This window comes from Variovorax sp. W1I1 (genome assembly GCF_030815625.1).
Taxonomy (GTDB): Bacteria; Pseudomonadota; Gammaproteobacteria; order Burkholderiales; family Burkholderiaceae_C; genus Variovorax; species Variovorax paradoxus_C.
In genome coordinates, this window is the sequence record NZ_JAUSWZ010000001.1 from 4,183,714 (window position 1) to 4,200,534 (window position 16,821).

Below are 16,821 nucleotides of genomic sequence, written 5' to 3' on the forward strand. Positions count from 1 at the left end.
ATTTGGGGGTCTAGCGACCGGACCGCATCAGCGCGGCGAGGCTGGCGGCCAGTTGTTGGAGGGCACTGAGATTGTGAACCGCGAGCATCGCGTCCGCGTAGCGGTGCAGCACGGTGGCCCCACGCGCCAGAGGGGCGTAGCCCTCGAAGCGCAGCAGCGGGTTGAGCCACAGCAGGCGGCGCGAATGACGCTTGAGCCAGAGCAATTCGTTCTCCAGCACGGCGGGTTCGCCGGTGTCCAGGCCGTCGCTGATCACCAGTACCAGCGTGCGCCGGCCCGTGAGGCGACGCGCATGGAAACGCCGGAGCTCGGCCAGCGAACTGCCCAGCCGCGTGCCGCCCGCGAAATCGTCGATGGCGAGGCTGGCCGCGCCGAGCATGGCGTCGGTATCGGCGAGCCGGAACGCAGGCGTCAGGTCGGTCAACCGGGTGCCGAAGGCGAACACGTCGCGCCGCCCGGCCCTTCGCGTGGACGCATGCAGAAACGCGAGCAGCAGGCGCGCATAGCGCTCCATCGAACCCGACACGTCGACCAGCACCAGCAGCGGCAGGGGTTGCTCCCGCCGAGACAGTCGCGGCAGGCGCAGGATCTCGCCGCCGGTGCGCGCGGCCTCGTGCAGCACGCCGGGCCAGTGCATGCGCGCATGCTGCCGGCCGGCATCGCCCGCCACGCGCAAACGGCGCGAAGGCAACGAGGGAATCGGCAGCGTCACGTCGCGCGCGAGCCGCTCGACCAAACGGTATTCGGAGGCGCCGAGCGCGTTGAAGTCCGCATGCTGCAGACGCTGGCGGCCGCTCGATGTCATGGCGGCATCGAACTCGATTTCCTTGTCAGGCTTGGCGGCCACCGCCGGCTTTGCGGGATCGCGCGGCGCGGTCAGCGCTTCGCGCACGCGCGGCCGGCGTTTGGAGGGCTCGGCCTTGCCCTCGGCGCTAGGCAGCATCTGGGCGAGCAGCTTGTTGGCCAGCTCCGGGTCGCGAAACCAGGCATCGAAGAGTTCGCGGAACACCATGCGGTCCTGCTCGCGGCTGACCATCACGGCTTCCATCGCGGCGCTCAGGTCGAGCTTGTCTTCCACGCCAACCAGGGTGACCGCTTCGGCGGCGAGCGCGATGCGCATCGCATCGGTGCGCACACCGGCACGGCGCAGCGCGCGGCCGAAGGCAGTGATGTTGCCGGCGAGCTTGCCGCTGCGGACGTCGCCGAGTTGCTGGATGCCGGCCATGCGCAACGGCCTCGGTCTGCGGCCGCGCTCAGGGCGCGACCGGCTCCTCGGGTTTCAGGAGGTCCGACGCCAGCTCGCGCGTGAGCGCCGCCACGTCGTCGCGCTGCTTGAACAGGATGCCGGCGGTGTCGACCACCACCTCGGGATCGAGCTCGACGGTGTCGAGCGCAATCAGCGCCCTCACCCATTCGACGCTCTCGGCGATGCCGGGTGCGCGCTGGAAGGCATTGATGAACGGCGCATCGCGCAGCCGCGCGACGAAAGCAGCGACCTGCGCCGAAAGCTTCTCGCCAGCCTGTGGCACCTGGGCCCGCACGATCGCCAGTTCGCGCTCGCGCTCGGGGTAGTCGAGCCAGTGATAGAGACAGCGCCGCTTCACCGCATCGTTGAGCTCGCGCGTGCGGTTGCTCGTGAGGATGGTGACCGGCGGCACGACAGCGCGCACCGTGCCGAGTTCGGGAATGCTCACCTGGTATTCGCCGAGGTACTCGAGCAGGAAGGCTTCGAAGGGCTCGTCGGCCCGATCGACTTCGTCGATCAGCAGCACGGCACCGGGTGCGGGCGTCTGCAGCGCCTGCAGCAGCGGGCGGCGGATCAGGTAATGCGGCTGATAGACCTCGGCTTCCACGTCACGTGCCGCACCGGTGGCTTCTGCCGCGCGCATGTGCAGCAGCTGCGCCGCGTAGTTCCATTCGTAGAGCGCCTCGCGTTGCTCCAGCCCGTCGTAGCACTGCAGACGCAGCAGCTCGCGGCTCAATGCCTTCGACAGCGCCTTGGCCAGCTCGGTCTTGCCGACGCCGGGCTCGCCCTCCAGCAGCAGCGGACGCTGCAGCTTGAGCGCGAGGAACACGGCGGTCGCCAGGCGGCGGTCGGCGAAATAGCCGGCCTGCATCAAGCCTTCGGAGAGGGAATCGATGGTCGGGAAGATCATGGCAAAGGGTAGCGGAAGACGCGAGCGCGTCGCGCCTTCCGGTGGGCGGCGGGTTGCTTCAGCCCAGCGCCTTCGTCACGGCACGCTGGGTCAGCACACTGATCAGGTTCGCGCGATAAGCAGCCGAAGCGTGCAGGTCGCTATTGAGATCGCTCGCATCGATCTTCACGGCCGCAGCGGCTGCCGCGGTGAAACTCTTGTTGAGCGCATCCTCGAGCCCCGCATGGCGGAACACGCCGTTGCCCGCGCCGGTGATGGCCACGCGCACGCCGCTGTCGTACTGCGCGAGAAAGATGCCGACGAGCGGGAAGTGCGAGGCCTTCTGGCGCAGCTTCTCGTACACGGCGCGCTTCGGGACAGGGAAGCGGATTGCGGTGATCAGCTCGTCTTCTTCCAGCGCCGTGGTGAACAGGCCCTGGAAGAAATCGTCGGCTGCAATTTCGCGCTTCGAGGTGATGACCGTGGCGCCGGAGCCCAGCACCGCGCTCGGATAGCACGCCGCCGGGTCGTTGTTGGCCACCGAGCCGCCGATGGTGCCCATCGCGCGAACCTGCCGGTCGCCGATGCGCGAAGCCAGGTCGGCCAGTGCCGGGTAGGCGGCTTTCACGTCGGCGTTGTTCGCCACGTCGAGGTGACGCGACATCGCACCGATGGTGATGGTGCCGCCATCTTTCTTGATGCCGGTGAGTTCCTTGATACCGCCCAGATCCACCAGTTGCTCGGGCGCGGAGAGCCTGAGCTTCATGGAGGCAAGGAGCGTCTGGCCGCCGGCGAGCGGCTTGGCGCCACCGGCAATGAGTTTGGCCGCATCGGCCACGGTGGCTGGCCGTTCGAGTGTGAAGGCGTACATGGGGTGTGATTCCTTCTGTGTTGTTGTTCAGGGAGCGGGACGGCCTTGGGTGCTGGCGGCGAGCGAGGGCGCTTGCGCGTCCTGCGGCGTGCCGCCCTTCTGCATGGCTTCCCAGACGCGGCTGGACGAAGCCGGCATGTCGAAATCCTTGACGCCCAGCGGCGCCAGTGCGTCGAGCACCGCGTTGATCACGGCCGGCGGCGAGCCGATGGCCCCCGCCTCGCCGCAGCCCTTGGTACCCAGCGGGTTGTGGGTGCACGGGGTGCACACGGTGTCGAGCTTGAACTGCGGAAAGTCGCCGGCGCGGGGCATCGCGTAGTCCATGAAGCTGCCGGTGAGCAACTGGCCCGTTTCGTTGTCGTAGACGCAGTTCTCCAGCAGCGCCTGGCCTATGCCCTGCACCAGCCCGCCGTGCACCTGGCCCTCCACGATCATCGGATTGATGATGGTGCCGAAGTCGTCCACCGCGGTGAAACGGTCGACCTTCACTTCGCCGGTCTGCTTGTCGATCTCGACCTCGCAGATGTAGGTGCCGCCCGGGAAGGTGAAGTTGGTCGGGTCGTAGAAGGCTGTTTCGTTCAGGCCGGGTTCGAGCTTGTCGAGCGGGTAGTTGTGCGGCACGTAGGCCGTGAGCGCCACCTGGCCGAAGGGGATCTTCTTGTCGGTGCCCTTGACGGTGAACTCGCCGTTGGCGAACTCGATGTCGGCATCGCTCGCCTCCATCAGGTGCGCGGCGATCTTCTTGGCCTTGGTCTCGATCTTGTCGAGCGCCTTCATGATGGCCGCGCCGCCCACCGAGATGGAGCGCGAACCGTAGGTGCCCATGCCGAAGGGCACGCGGCCGGTGTCGCCATGCACCACATCGACGTTCTCGACCGGAATGCCAAGCCGTGCCGCGACGACCTGCGCGAAGGTGGTCTCGTGGCCCTGGCCGTGGCTGTGCGAGCCGGTGAACACCGTCACGCTGCCGGTCGGGTGCACGCGGATCTCGCCGCATTCGAACAAGCCCGCCCGCGCGCCGAGCGCGCCTGCAATGTTCGACGGTGCGATGCCGCAGGCCTCGATGTAGCTGGAATACCCGATGCCGCGCAGCTTGCCCTTGGCCTCGGTCGCCGACTTGCGCTGCGCATAGCCTTCGACGTCTGCCAGCACCCGCGCCTTGTCCATGCAGGCATGGAAGTCGCCGGTGTCGTACTGCAGCGCCACGGGCGTCTGGTACGGGAAGGTCGTGATGAAGTTCCGCTTGCGGATCTCGTCCTGGCCCAGGTTCATTTCCCAGGCGCAGCGCGACACCAGTCGCTCCAGCAGGTAGGTGGCCTCGGGCCGCCCTGCGCCGCGGTAGGCGTCGACCGGCGCGGTGTTGGTGAACCACGCATCGACCTCGACGTAGATCTGTGGCGTCGTGTACTGGCCCGCGAGCAGCGTCGCGTAGAGGATGGTCGGTACCGCGGTCGAAAAGGTCGAGAGGTACGCGCCGAGGTTGGCGTCGGTGTGCACGCGCATTGCGAGGAACTTGCCGTCCTTGTCCATCGCCATCTCGGCGTGGCTCACGTGGTCGCGGCCGTGCGCGTCGGACAGGAAGCACTCCGAGCGCTCGGCAGTCCACTTGATGTTGCGGTTGAGCTGCTTGGCGGCCCAGGTGAGGCACACGTCTTCGGCGTACAGGAAGATCTTGGAGCCGAAGCCGCCGCCCACGTCGGGCGCGATCACGCGCACCTTGTGCTCTGGCAGGCCCAGCACGAAGGCCGTCATCAGGAGGCGTTCGACGTGCGGATTCTGGTTCGACACGTACAGCGTGTAGTCGTCGGTGCCACGGCTGTAGCTACCGATCGCCACGCGCGGCTCGATCGGGTTGGGAATGAGCCGGTTGTTGACGAGGTCGAGCTTGGTGATGTGCGCGGCCGTGGTGAACACGTTGTCGACCGCCGCCTTGTCGCCGAGCACCCACTTGTAGCACTGGTTGTCGGGCGCTTCGTCGTGCAGCGTGGTGCTGCCGGTCTTCTTGGCGGCATCGGCCACGCTCACCAGCGCGGGCAGCACCTCGTAGTCGACCACCACGGCTTCGGCCGCGTTCTTGGCCTGCTCGACCGTCTCGGCCACAACCATGGCCACGTGGTCGCCCACATAACGCACCTTCTTGATCGCGAGGATCGGGTGCATCGGCTCCTTCATCGGGGTGCCGTCGGGGTTGTTGATGAGCCAGCCGCAGGGCAGGCCGCCCATCTTTCCCTCGATGTCCTTGCCGCTGAAGATGCCGACCACGCCGGGCATCTTCGAGGCCTCGGCGATGTCGATCGACTTGATGACCGCGTGGGCGTGCGGCGAGCGCACGAAGACCGCATGGCTCTGGTTGGCCAGCGTGATGTCGTCGGTGTAGTTGCCTGCGCCGGTCAGGAAGCGATAGTCTTCCTTGCGCCGCAGGGCCTCACCGATATGGGGCAGGTTCGAGAAGTCGGAGGCACCCATGATGTTGCTCCCTTCACGCCGTGGCGGTGGTCTTGACCGGGGTGCCCGAGGCCATCGCCTCGCCGCCCATCTTCACGGCCTTCACGATGTTCTGGTAGCCCGTGCAGCGGCACAGGTTGCCGTCGAGCAACTCGCGAATTTCCGATTCGCTCGACTTGGGGTGGTGGGTGCACAGGTCGATGGCGCTCATGACCATGCCGGGGGTGCAGAAACCGCACTGCAGGCCATGGCATTCCTTGAAGGCCGCCTGCATGGGGTGCATGGTGCCGTCGGCTTCGGCGATGCCCTCGATGGTGGTGATGTCGGCGCCGGCCGCCTGGGCGACCAGCACGTTGCATGACTTGATGGCCCGGCCGTTGACGTGGACGGTGCAGGCGCCGCACTGGGCGGTGTCGCAGCCGACGTGGGTTCCGGTGAGGTGAAGGTGCTCGCGGATCGCGTGCACAAGGAAGGTGTTTGGCGGTGCGTCGACCGTGACTGCGCGGCCGTTGACCTTGAAAGCTACCTGCATGTGGCTGTCTCCGTGAAAGGTGATGGCTGGTTCAGCGAAAGGCATCTTGGATGCCCACCTTTCGCACTATCCTAGGCAAAACCCTCGACACTTGCGCAGTGCCCGCGAAATTCTCAAAATGAAACAGCTTGCCTTTCGGTGAGCCAGGAAAAGCGGGGCCACCCGCGCGAACCCACACGATGAATACCACGATCGTTTCGCCTCCCCCCGAGCGCTCCCTGGCCATTGCCCAAGCCCGGCGCGAACTGCTCCACGGCGATGCGCCGCACGCCCGGAACACGGTGCGCATCGATCCCTGGATCACCCGTTCATGGCAGCGCTGCATCGAGGCCGGACGCCGCCCGCAGCACCGGGTGAGCTTCGATCCGGTGAGCCGATCGGCCAGCCGCGAGGCAACCGAGCGCAACCGGGCGCTGGTCACGGCCGCCCGGCCGGTGATCGAACGCCTGTCCCGCGCCATTGCCGACACCCGCTATTTCGCGATCCTGACCGACGCCGACGGCATCGTGATCGACGTGGGCGCGCTGCCCGACGGCACCGACACCGCCAGCCGCTATGCGCGGGACATCGGCCGAATCGGGGTCGATCTTTCGGAATGCGCGATCGGTACTTCGGCCATCAGCACCGCCCTGGCCGAGCAGGAATCGGTGTGGCTGCACCGCGGCGAGCACTTTTTCGACGACACCAGCGTCTACAGCTGCGCCGGCGCGCCGCTCTTCGGGCCCCGGGGCGACTGCATCGGCATGCTCGACCTGAGCGGGGTCCAGACAGTGGAGCGGCCCGAACTGCGGCACCTGGCCACCCTCTCGGCGCGCAGCATCGAGAACATGCTGGTCATGCAGGACCCCTGCGAGCTGCTGCTGCACCTCGCCTGGCCCGGTCACCCGGGCAACGAGGCCACCGAGGGCCTGGTCTGCATCGACGCGAGCGGCAACGTCACCGGCGCCAACGCCGCCGCGCGTCAGATGCTGCACCAGCCCCTGGCGCGCGGGCAGCACGCCCTGCATTTCAACGACCTGTTCGCGCTCCCGCTGCACATGATGTTCGATGCCGCCCGCCGCGGCGACGCGGCGCTCGAGGTGCCGCTGTGGTCGGGCCTGCGGGTGCAGGTGCGGCCCCAGCGCGGCGGCAGCGGCGCGGGCGGGACGGTGCCCGATGCGCGGCCAAGGCTGCGCGATGTGGAAACCGCATTGATCCGCAAGGCCGTGGCCGATGCGCGGGGCAATGTGGCCGAAGCCGCACGTGCACTCGGCATCAGCCGCGCGACGGTGTATCGCAAGCTCTGGCGCGGCCGGCCGGCCGGTGCGCCGGACTGAGCGACCGGCGTCCAGCTTTCGTTCAAGCGCCGACCGGCACCTTGTCGAGAAAACCGGTCACCGACCGCAGCTTCCCCGCATCGAGCTGCGCGAAATCGGTGCCCTGGATCAAGTCTTCAGCCCCGCTCGGGCCCAGCGTCCACGAGAAGCGCAGGTTGTCGCCATGCGCCTCGGCCTTGCCCAGCAGGTTGAAGCGAAAGCCCGGATAGCGCTGATGCACCGCGCCGACCAGCGCACTGATCTGCTCGCGGCCGCTGGCCTGCGCGACGGGATCGACGTAGTGCGCATCGGCGGTCCAGCCGGCCTCGATCAGTGCGGCGCGGCGCCCGGGGTCGGTTTCGTTCCAGACGGCGATGTAGCGTTGGGCAATCGTGGTGGCGTCGTGTGCGGCGGTGTTCATGATGACCATTCCTTTTCGAGGGTTCGTTCGACCCGCAACATCGCGGGGTGAATGAATGGTCGCGCCGCGCGCGTCAGGCGTCGATGACGTGGGAGGTCATGGAATGCGGCTGCCGTAGCGGATGCTCGCGAGCGCGCCGTCGCGGAACAGCAGCATCGTCTCGAACTGTCCCGAGCCGGGGCGATAGGTCCACTCCTCGGCCTGGTCGCAGCGGTTGTTGTTGACGATCACGGTCTGGCCGCCGGGCGAGGTCGACGACGGCGGATTCACGATCACCTCGGGCTTGTTGCCGTCGGGCCTGGCGCAGAAGTTTTCCTTGAACACCGGCTCGCCGCACTTCTGCAGGATCGTGAACTTGGAGTCACCCCTCTGCGCGAAGTCGCGGTTGCAGTTCAGGGTCTGCGCCTCTGCCGGCACGACGGACGCGAGGGCCAGCCATGCGGCGGGAATCAGGAGGGATCGCTTCACGTGAATTTCCTTTTTTCAGGGAAGCGATGGTAGTGAGATTTCCTCTTTGAAATCGCCCTAAATCGCGTCGAGCGGAAAGACCGGCCGACGTACCTTGCTGAACGGGAACAGGCTGTAATCCGAACTGGTGACACCGGGACTGTCGCACTCCACCAGCGCCGCAGAGAGCGGCTCAAACACCGGCCGGCAGTACATGCGCGACTTGAGAAGAAGAAAGCGTTCATTGCGCGGATCGAGCCCCGCGCATTCGAAAACGCCGATGTCCCACGGCTCCTGCGTGCGCTCGGTCACCACGATGCGCGCCGCGCCGATGTCGAACAGCACCGTGCGGCCCATGCTGCTGCGCTGGCCGGTGTAGGTGGGGCCGGTGATCACGTACTCGCCGTTGCCGACGGTGCGCACGACGCCAGTCAACCGCACAGGCGTCTTCTGGAGGCCAATGCCTTCGAGCGAGACCTTGTTGCCGAGCGCGACCGTCACCTCGGCGCCCTCACCCGCCGCGATCAATTGGGCCACCGCCTCGGGGTCACACAGCGGACCGACGCCGATGCCATGAAGGCCCTGCGCGAGCGCTTCCTGCAGCACGTCCATCGTGTCGCAGCTGCCACCCGACATGCAGTTGTCGCCGTGGTCGAGCAGCAGCACGGGGCGCGTGGCGCCGTCCGCGATGAGCTTGGCGCGCGCGACCGATTCGGCCAGCGGCTCGCTGCGGTAGATGAAGGCTTCGCGCTCGGCCCACATCTGCGCGGCGATACGGTCGGCCGTGGCCTGTGCGCGTTCGGGCGACGTGGCATCGACCACCACCACGCTCATGCAGGGCGCCTCGATGTCCGACAGCGAGAAGCCCGCGAAGATCGAGACCGCGAGCGATTCCGACTTCTCGGCTTCGCGCGCCGCCTCGATGGCCCGCTGCATCGCGCCGGTGAACGAGGCGCTGCGCAGTGTGTGTGCCATCAGCGGCAGCGGATGCCAGCGCAGCGCGGGCTTGCTGCGCCCTTCGAGCAGGTCGAACAGCAGGCGGCCGGCGTGCTCGCCGGTCTCGTACATGTCGATGTGCGGATAGGTCTTGAAACCGACGATCACGTCCGCGTTGCCGACCATCGCGGGCGTCACGTTCGCATGCAGGTCGAGCGCCACGCCGATGGGCACACCCGGCGCCGCGGCGCGCAGCCGCACCAGCAGGTCGCCTTCGCCATCGACGCTGTTCTCGGCCACCATCGCGCCGTGCAGGTCGAGCAGGATGGCATCGCAGCCCGGCGCCGCATCGACGATGCATTGTGTGAGGGTGGTGTAGGCGCCCGCATCGACCGGCCCGCTCGGATTGGCCGAGGCCGATACCGGCGTGACCAGCGTCGCACCGGCCTGCTCGGCCAGTTCGATGAAGGCCGACATCGCGGTGCGCATGCCCTTGTTGTCCCTGTAGGCCTCGTCGCCGAAGGTCGGGCCGTCAGGCCCGAAGGCCGCGAGCGGCGTGGGCACCGGCGAGAAGGTGTTGGTCTCGTGGTTGAGACGTGCGATCAATACTTTCATTGGGCAAACTTTCCGGCGCTTCCCAGCATCGTGATGTCGCCGAAGCTGGAGCCGTTGCGGTTGTCGGGGCGGAACGCGACCTGGAAGCCATTCAGGTTCATGGCCGGCGAGTTCTCGATGGTGCGGCGCAGTGACTCGGTGGTGATCGGCCCCTTCACGCGTTGCAGCGATTCCGCAAAGGCCTTGGCCGTGACGTAGCCCTCCAGCCCCAGGTAGGAGCCTTCGCCTTCGCTGCCAGCGACCTTTCGCGCGCGCTGGTACTCATCGACGATGGGAAAGCGCGTCTTCCAGAACGGCGGCATCACCTGCGACAGCACGATGCCGCGGCTCTTGTCGCCGAGTTCCTTGTACAGAAGGAACGAGCTCGCCACCGAGTTCGTGTAGATCTGCGGATGGATGGGCGCGGCCACCAGCGAGCGGATGATGTTGATGGCCGGCGTGCCGGCCGCGATGACGTACACCGCCTGCGCGCCGCTCGCAATCACCTGCTGCGCGACGGCGGGATGGTCCTTTTCCTTCGGGTCGAAGCGCAGCGACAGCAACGCCGGCTGCTTGCTTTTCTCGAGCGCGGCCAATGCGTCCTTCTCGATGCCCTTGCCGTACGCGTCGTCGCTGGAGACGATCGCGATGCGCGTCAGGCCCACGGTCGTCAGGTGGTTCATCACGCGCGCGACCTCGTCGGCGTACGACTCCCGCACGTGGTAGATCGGCACCTTCGGCCCGCGCAGCACGGCCGCGCCGGTCAGCCCGCCGAAGATGAAGCTGTCGTACTTCGCCGCCACCGGCACCATGGCCGCGCCGATGCCCGTGCCCATGGTTCCGAACAGGCAGACGACGCGGTCGGTGCCGAGCAGCTTCTCGGCGTTGGCAGCCGCCTTCTCGGGGATGTAGGCGTCGTCGTAGGTGATCATCTTGACGGGCCGGCCGCCGACGCCGCCCGCCTTGTTCAACTGATCGAAGAACAGCGTCTGGCCTTCCATGAATGCGAGGCTGTTCGGCGTGAACGGGCCGGTGAGCACCGCGGACTGGCCGACCAGGATCGGCTCTCCGGCCGCCAGGGCGGCCGTCGATGCCGCGACCATGCCCATCGCCAGGAAGCGGCGAAGCGCGGCCTTCATGCGGCGACTCCTGCGCTCTGCAGCATTGCCTGCAGCAGCACGTTGCAGCCGGCTTCGAGGTGGGCAGGCTCGGCGTCCTCGATCTCGTTGTGGCTGATGCCGTCCAGGCAGGGTACGAAGATCATCGCCGTGGGGCACACGCGGGCGAGGTACACGGCGTCGTGGCCAGCGCCGCTGATCACGTTCATCCAGGTGAGGCCCTGTGCCTCCGCTGCGTCGCGCACGGCAGCCACGAGCTTGGGCGTGAAAGGCTGAGGCGGGAAGTACACGACCTGCTCCACCGTCGCCTCGACCTTGCCGGCGGCGGCGAGACGCTGCACGGCTTCTTTCAGCGCCGCATCCATGGCCGACAGCACCACGTCGTCCGCCGCGCGCAGGTCCACGCTGAGCTTGACGCGCCCCGGGATCACGTTGCGCGAGTTCGGGTAATTGTCGATCCAGCCGACCGTGCCGCGCGCATGCGGTGCGTGCGCGAGTGCGATGCGGTTGACCTCGATCACGAGTTCGGCGGCGACCAGCAGCGCATCCTTGCGCAGCTCCATCGGCGTGGGGCCCGCATGCGCCTCCATGCCCTGCACCACCACGTCGTACCAGCGCTGGCCAAGGGCGCCCTCGACCACGCCGATCACGCGCGCGTTGGCTTCGAGCACCGGGCCTTGTTCGATGTGCGCCTCGAAGTACGCGCCCACGGGCGATGCGGTCGCCGACGCGGGCACCTTGCCCGCGTAGCCGATCGCATCGAGCGCCTCCGCCACGCTCACGCCCTCGGTGTCGCGCTGCGCGAGCGCGTGCTCCAGCGTGAAGGCATCGACGAACACGCCCGAGCCCATCATCACCGGCACGAAGCGCGAGCCTTCTTCATTGGTCCAAACCGCCACTTCGAGCGGTGCTTCGGTGACGACCTTCGCATCGTTGAGCGCGCGGATCACTTCCAGCCCAGCGAGCACGCCGTAGTTGCCGTCGAACTTGCCGCCCGTCGGTTGCGTGTCGATATGGCTGCCCGTAGTGACCGGCGGTAGCGCGTTGTTGCGGCCTGCGCGGCGCGCAAAGATGTTGCCGATGGCGTCCACGCGCACTTCGCAGCCGGCTTCGCGCGCCCAGCGCGTGAAGAGGTCGCGGCCCTGGCGGTCGAGGTCGGTGAGCGCGAGGCGGCACACGCCACCCTTCTCGGTGGCACCGACCTGGGCGAGTTGCATCAGCGAGTCCCAGAGGCGCTGTCCGTCGATGCGGAGGGCGCGCACATCGGGTGCGGAAGAGGTTTCGATGGTTGTTGTCATGGTTCTGCGAATGAGGTCTTGAAGAGGCGCGCGTTCAGGCAAGGCCGACGCCGAGGTAGCGGTCTTTCACGTCGTGGTCGGCCATGAAGGCGGCATTGCCTGCCTCATGCACGATCACGCCCTGCTCCACGATGTAGTGGCGGTCCGCGAGCTGCACGCACACCTCGAGGTTCTGCTCGACCAGCAGGATGGCGACGCCCGCGGCCTTGATGGTTTTCAGCTGCGCAACGATCTCCTCCACGATCACCGGCGCGAGGCCTTCGACGGGCTCGTCCAGGATCAGGAGGCGCGGGTGGTTCATCAGCGCGCGGCCGATGGCCAGCATCTGCTGCTCGCCGCCCGATAGCTGCCCGCCGCCGTTGCGGCGCCGCTCCTTCAGGCGCGGGAAGATGCGGTAGATGTCGTCCAGCTGCCAGGGCGAATCGCGCCGCTGGCCGAGCAGCAGGTTCTCCTCGACCGTGAGCAGCTTGAAGATGCCGCGGTGCTCGGGCACGAGGCACACGCCGCGCGTGGCGATGCGATGCGGCGGCAGTCCGGCGATGTCGGCGCCTTGAAAACGTACGCGCCCTTTCGTCGGCGTGACCGCGCCGGCAATGCTCTTGAGCGTGGTCGACTTGCCCGCGCCGTTGCGGCCCAGCAGCGTGACGAGTTCGGCTTCGCCCACCGTCATCGACACGCCCTGCAGCACGTGGCTCTTGCCATAGTGCGCGTGCAGGCCTTCGACTTCGAGGATGTTCCCGCCGCTCATGCCTTGCCCCCGGTGATCATGTTGCCGAGGTAGGCCGAACGCACGCGCGCATCGGAGCGGATGTCGCCCGGCAGCCCTTCGGCCAGCACGCGGCCCAGTTGCATCACGGTCACGGTGTCGGAGATGTCCATCACGATGTTCATGTTGTGTTCGATCAGCACCACCGTGTGCGCATCGCGCAGGCTGCGGATGAGGTGCTTCATGTCGTCGAGGTCGTCGATGCCCATGCCCGAGGTCGGTTCGTCGAGAAAGATCGCCTTGGGCTTCGCAGCAAGCGCCATGCCCACTTCGAGCCGGCGCTGCTGGCCGTGCGAGAGCACGCTGGCGGCCGTGTCGGCCAGCCGCTCGAGGCCGACGCGCGCGAGCACCTCGGCCACGGTCTCAGCGCAGGCGCGGTCGCCGACCGGCGCGCGCCAGCAGTTCATGGCCTGGCGCGGTGCGATGCCCTGCGCCGCGACGCGCAGGTTCTCGCGCACCGAGAGGCTGGGGAACAGGCTGGTGACCTGAAACGAGCGCGCCATGCCGCGCTGCACGCGCTTGTGGTCGGGCTCGTGCGTCACGTCGTGGCCGTCGAACAGGATGCGCCCGCCCGTGGTGGTGCCGGTGCCCGTGAGCATGTGAAACAGCGTGGTCTTGCCCGCGCCGTTCGGGCCGATCACCGAGTGCACGGTGTTCGGCTTGATCTTCAGGTCCACGCCGCCGAGCGCCGCGAACTTGCCATAGTGCTTGGTGACGCCGATGGCTTCGATGAGGACGGGTTGCGTCATGCCTTTTCTCCCTGCGCTTCGGTGGTGGCTGCGGCGGAAGGCGTCTTTCGGAACACGCGCCGCCACACGCTCTCACCCAGGCCCCAGAGGCCGCGCTGCATGCCGATGCTCACACCGATCAGCAACAGGCCCAGCAGCAGCAGCCATCGCGGCCACAGCGTGGAAAGCCAGTCGGCCAGCAGCACGTAGAAGGCAGAGCCCAGCACCGAGGCGAAGAGGTTGCCGGTGCCGCCGATCACGGTGATGACCAGGATCATCTCGCTTGTGTGGTACTCGGCATTCGACAGCGGCGCGATGCCGGTCATCATTGCGTGCAGCCCGCCCGCAAGACCCGTGACGGCGCCCGAGATCACGAAGGCCAGCAGCTTGAAGCGCTTGAGGTTGTAGCCCACCGCGGCGGCGCGGTCCTCGTTGTCGCGGATCGCGAGCAGCGTGCGGCCGAAGATCGAATCGGTCACGCGCAGCAGCAGTGCGAAGGCAATGAGGAACATCACGGCGACGAAGGCGTAGTACTTCCAGGGCGTGTCCATGAACGCGGGGCGCGGCACGTCGAGCAGGCCGTTGTCGCCGCCCGTGAGGCCCGACGCGGTGTACGCCACGAAATAGAACATCTGCGCGAAGGCCAGCGTGAGCATCACGAAGTAAGTGCCGCGCTGGCGGATGGCGACCCAGCCGACCACGGCCGCGCCCACCGCGCCCATGGCAATGGCGGACAGCAGCGCGAGCGGCATCGGCAGTTGCAGCCGCGTGAGCAGGATCGCGATGGTGTAGCTGCCAAGGCCGAAGAAGATGCCCTGTCCGAACGACAAGAGCCCCGTGTAGCCCAGGAGCAGGTTGCAGCCCAGTGCGGCGAGCGCGTAGATCAGCACCTCGCTCGCGAGCGAACCCGAGCGCATGAACAGCGGCAGCGCGAGCGTGACGATCAGCGCCAGCAGGAAAGTGATTTTTCTTGGCATACGTTGTTCACCCTCTGCGGCCGAGCAGGCCATGCGGGCGCAGCAGCAGCACTGCGCCCATCGCGATGTAGATCATCAGGCTCGCCCCCGGCGGCCAGATGGTGCTCATGAGGCTCTGCACGATGCCGATCAGCACGCCGCCGACGAGCGCGCCGCCGAAGCTGCCGAGCCCGCCGATCACCACCACCACGAAGGCGACGCCGAGCGCCTCGACGCCCATGAAAGGTTCGGCGCCCCGGATCGGCGCGGCCAGCACGCCGGCCAACGCCGCGGTGGCCGCACCCAATGCGAACACCAGGCTGAACACGCGGAACACGTTGATGCCGAGCAGCGACACCATTTCGGTCGATTCGCTGCCCGCGCGCACCGCACTGCCCAGGCGCGTGCCTTCGAGCACCCACCACAGGAGCACCGCGAGCACGGCGGTGAAGCCGATCACGAAGAGCCGGTACTTGGGATAGACGAAGTCGCCCCACATCACCACGCCCTGCAGCAGGTCGGGCGTCGCCACGCTGTTGCCGAGCGGCCCCCAGAACACGATGACGATCTCCTGCACCGCGAGCGCAAGGCCCACCGTCACGAGGATGTGGAACTCATGCGGCTTGGCGTACACGCGGCGCAGCAACAGCTTTTCAGCGAGCCACCCGAGCGCGCCCACGAACAGCGGCACCAGCACCAGCGCGGCCCAGAAGTTGAGGCCCCACTGCATCACCTGGAAGCACAGGTAGGCGCCCAGCAGATAGAAGGCGCCGTGCGCGAAATTCACGAATCGCAGCAGGCCGAACACGATGGACAAGCCAACGGCCAGCAGGAAATACAGCATGCCGATGCCGATTCCGTTGATGGTCTGGAGGAGATAGACGGTCATGGGGCGCGTCGGTGTCCTTGGCGTGCTCAGGCCAGCTTGCAGCCGGTCTTGTCGATGGCAAGGAACGACTTGCCGGAGCTCACCACGTCCACGTAGTCGGCCGCATCCTTCATCTTCGACTTCGCCTTGCCCTTGAGCAGGTAGTAGTCCTTGATGACCTGGTGGTCGGCCTTGCGGATTTCCTCGGTGCCCGTGAGGCCGTCGTACTTCATGCCTTCGAGCGCGGCGATCACGGCCTTTTGGTCGACCGTGCCGGCTTTCACGATGCCGTCGATCAGGATCTTGGTGCAGATGTACGAGCCCGCGAGGCTGTAGTTGGGCACGATCTTGAGCTTGTCGGCGCTGCGCTTGACCAGGTCCTTGTTGAGCGTGGTGTCTGCTGTGTGCCAATACTGCGCCCCGAAGTAGACCCCGTCGCACAGGTCCGCACCAAGCTCATCGAACTGCTCGAGGCCCGAAGCCCACGCCATGAGGATCGTCATGTTCTTGTGCATGCCGAAGCTCACCGCCTGGCGCAGAGCAGCCGACGATTGCGCGCCGAAGTTCAGCAGCAGCAGCACATCGGGCTTGGCGGCCATCGCGTTGGTGAGGTAGCCGCTGAACTCCTTCTCGTTGAGCGAGTGGTAGCTGTTGCCCACGTGCTCGATGCCCTTCTCCTGGAAGATGTTCTTGGCCGCACTCAAGAGGCCGTCACCGAACACGTACTGCGGCGTGATGGTGTACCAGCGCTTGGCCTTCGGCATCGAGGCGATCAGCGGGCGCACCGTCTGCTCGATGGCGCCGAAGGTGGGCACCGACCAGCGGAAGGTGGCAGGGTTGCAGTCCTTGCCTGTGATCTCGTCGGCACCGGCGGTGGTGATGAAGAGGCCGCCGGCCTTCTCAGCTTCCTTGCCCATGGCGAGCGCTTCGGACGACAGGATGCCGCCCGCGAAGAACTTGGCGCCCTGCTGCTGCGAGGCTTCCTGCACCTTGCGCACGGCGGTGGCGGGCTTGCCTTCGGTGTCGAGCACCGTATAGGCCAGCGGGCGCTTCAGGACGCTGCCGTACTGTTCGATCGCCAGCTTCATGCCCAGATCGGCGAACTTGCCGTTGGCCGCAAAGGCGCCCGACATCGGGACCGGGCAGCCGAAGCGGATGGCGTCCGCCGATTGCGCGAAGACCGAGCGGCTCGCCAGGAGCGAAGCCGGGGCGGCCGACAGGGCGGCCAGCTGAAGAAGGTGTCTGCGTTGCATGGAAGTTTCTCCGGTCGTGGTGTGAAGTAAGTGAAACGGGTGCCTGCGAATGCCGGCGAATTTAAGCGGATAAATAGGATTAATATGTTGGTAAAAACCCGCTAGCAATCACCGTGCCAAAATCCGGCGCACGTCCCACGGTCCAATACCTGCATACA

16 protein-coding genes are annotated in these 16,821 nt (G+C 67.0%); 1 reads left to right on the plus strand and 15 read right to left on the minus strand.

The genetic code is table 11. The features are described 5' to 3' along the window. Positions 1 to 10: 10 nt before the first annotated feature. From QFZ83_RS19695 to QFZ83_RS19715, 5 genes are read right to left on the minus strand one after another with little or no spacing between them, the layout of a single operon-like run. Complete coding sequence (locus tag QFZ83_RS19695) at positions 11 to 1,225, minus strand: VWA domain-containing protein (RefSeq protein ID WP_307509303.1); 1,215 nt, start codon at positions 1,223 to 1,225, stop codon at positions 11 to 13. A gap of 28 nt (positions 1,226 to 1,253) precedes the next feature. Beyond that, positions 1,254 to 2,156: a MoxR family ATPase gene (locus QFZ83_RS19700; protein WP_307509305.1), complete on the minus strand. Its 903-nt coding sequence runs from the start codon at positions 2,154 to 2,156 to the stop codon at positions 1,254 to 1,256. Between the two features lie 58 nt (positions 2,157 to 2,214). Further along, the gene (locus QFZ83_RS19705) at positions 2,215 to 3,006 is read right to left on the minus strand and encodes a xanthine dehydrogenase family protein subunit M (RefSeq protein WP_307509307.1); all 792 of its coding nucleotides are present in this window, start codon (positions 3,004 to 3,006) and stop codon (positions 2,215 to 2,217) included. A 27-nt stretch (positions 3,007 to 3,033) separates the two neighbouring features. Then, on the minus strand, positions 3,034 to 5,472 hold the full coding sequence (locus QFZ83_RS19710; RefSeq protein ID WP_013540205.1) for a xanthine dehydrogenase family protein molybdopterin-binding subunit: 2,439 nt from the start codon (positions 5,470 to 5,472) through the stop codon (positions 3,034 to 3,036). 13 nt (positions 5,473 to 5,485) lie between these two features. Further along, on the minus strand, positions 5,486 to 5,983 hold the full coding sequence (locus tag QFZ83_RS19715; protein WP_013540204.1) for a (2Fe-2S)-binding protein: 498 nt from the start codon (positions 5,981 to 5,983) through the stop codon (positions 5,486 to 5,488). Positions 5,984 to 6,162: 179 nt separating this feature from the next. Here QFZ83_RS19715 and QFZ83_RS19720 point away from each other — a divergent pair, with 179 nt between their 5' ends. Next, positions 6,163 to 7,299, plus strand: a complete 1,137-nt coding sequence (locus tag QFZ83_RS19720) for a helix-turn-helix domain-containing protein (RefSeq protein ID WP_306877815.1) — start codon at positions 6,163 to 6,165, stop codon at positions 7,297 to 7,299. 22 nt (positions 7,300 to 7,321) lie between these two features. Here the strand turns inward: QFZ83_RS19720 and QFZ83_RS19725 are convergent, their stop codons facing one another. From QFZ83_RS19725 to QFZ83_RS19770, 10 genes are all read right to left on the minus strand, one after another. Then, a complete protein-coding gene (locus QFZ83_RS19725) occupies positions 7,322 to 7,699 on the minus strand; it encodes a nuclear transport factor 2 family protein (protein WP_307509311.1) in 378 nt (125 codons plus the stop codon). A gap of 96 nt (positions 7,700 to 7,795) precedes the next feature. Further along, on the minus strand, positions 7,796 to 8,167 hold the full coding sequence (locus QFZ83_RS19730) for a DUF2845 domain-containing protein (protein ID WP_306877816.1): 372 nt from the start codon (positions 8,165 to 8,167) through the stop codon (positions 7,796 to 7,798). Positions 8,168 to 8,224: 57 nt separating this feature from the next. Then, a complete protein-coding gene (locus tag QFZ83_RS19735; protein ID WP_307509313.1) occupies positions 8,225 to 9,697 on the minus strand; it encodes a M81 family metallopeptidase in 1,473 nt (490 codons plus the stop codon). Further along, on the minus strand, positions 9,694 to 10,815 hold the full coding sequence (locus QFZ83_RS19740; RefSeq protein ID WP_307509315.1) for an ABC transporter substrate-binding protein: 1,122 nt from the start codon (positions 10,813 to 10,815) through the stop codon (positions 9,694 to 9,696). The genes QFZ83_RS19735 and QFZ83_RS19740 overlap by 4 nt, the downstream gene beginning before the upstream one ends. Then, on the minus strand, positions 10,812 to 12,092 hold the full coding sequence (locus QFZ83_RS19745) for a Zn-dependent hydrolase (protein ID WP_307509318.1): 1,281 nt from the start codon (positions 12,090 to 12,092) through the stop codon (positions 10,812 to 10,814). Before QFZ83_RS19745 ends, QFZ83_RS19740 begins: the two co-directional genes overlap by 4 nt. A 34-nt stretch (positions 12,093 to 12,126) precedes the next feature. Next, positions 12,127 to 12,840 (minus strand): ABC transporter ATP-binding protein, encoded by a 714-nt coding sequence (locus tag QFZ83_RS19750; protein WP_307509320.1) that lies wholly within the window; start codon positions 12,838 to 12,840, stop codon positions 12,127 to 12,129. Beyond that, a complete protein-coding gene (locus tag QFZ83_RS19755; protein ID WP_257858665.1) occupies positions 12,837 to 13,607 on the minus strand; it encodes an ABC transporter ATP-binding protein in 771 nt (256 codons plus the stop codon). Before QFZ83_RS19755 ends, QFZ83_RS19750 begins: the two co-directional genes overlap by 4 nt. Continuing rightward, positions 13,604 to 14,563, minus strand: a complete 960-nt coding sequence (locus QFZ83_RS19760; RefSeq protein WP_307509324.1) for a branched-chain amino acid ABC transporter permease — start codon at positions 14,561 to 14,563, stop codon at positions 13,604 to 13,606. The genes QFZ83_RS19755 and QFZ83_RS19760 overlap by 4 nt, the downstream gene beginning before the upstream one ends. Before the next feature lie 7 nt (positions 14,564 to 14,570). Continuing rightward, positions 14,571 to 15,431, minus strand: a complete 861-nt coding sequence (locus QFZ83_RS19765) for a branched-chain amino acid ABC transporter permease (protein ID WP_307509327.1) — start codon at positions 15,429 to 15,431, stop codon at positions 14,571 to 14,573. A gap of 26 nt (positions 15,432 to 15,457) precedes the next feature. Next, positions 15,458 to 16,663, minus strand: a complete 1,206-nt coding sequence (locus QFZ83_RS19770; RefSeq protein WP_307509330.1) for an ABC transporter substrate-binding protein — start codon at positions 16,661 to 16,663, stop codon at positions 15,458 to 15,460. Between the last annotated feature and the right edge of the window lie 158 nt (positions 16,664 to 16,821).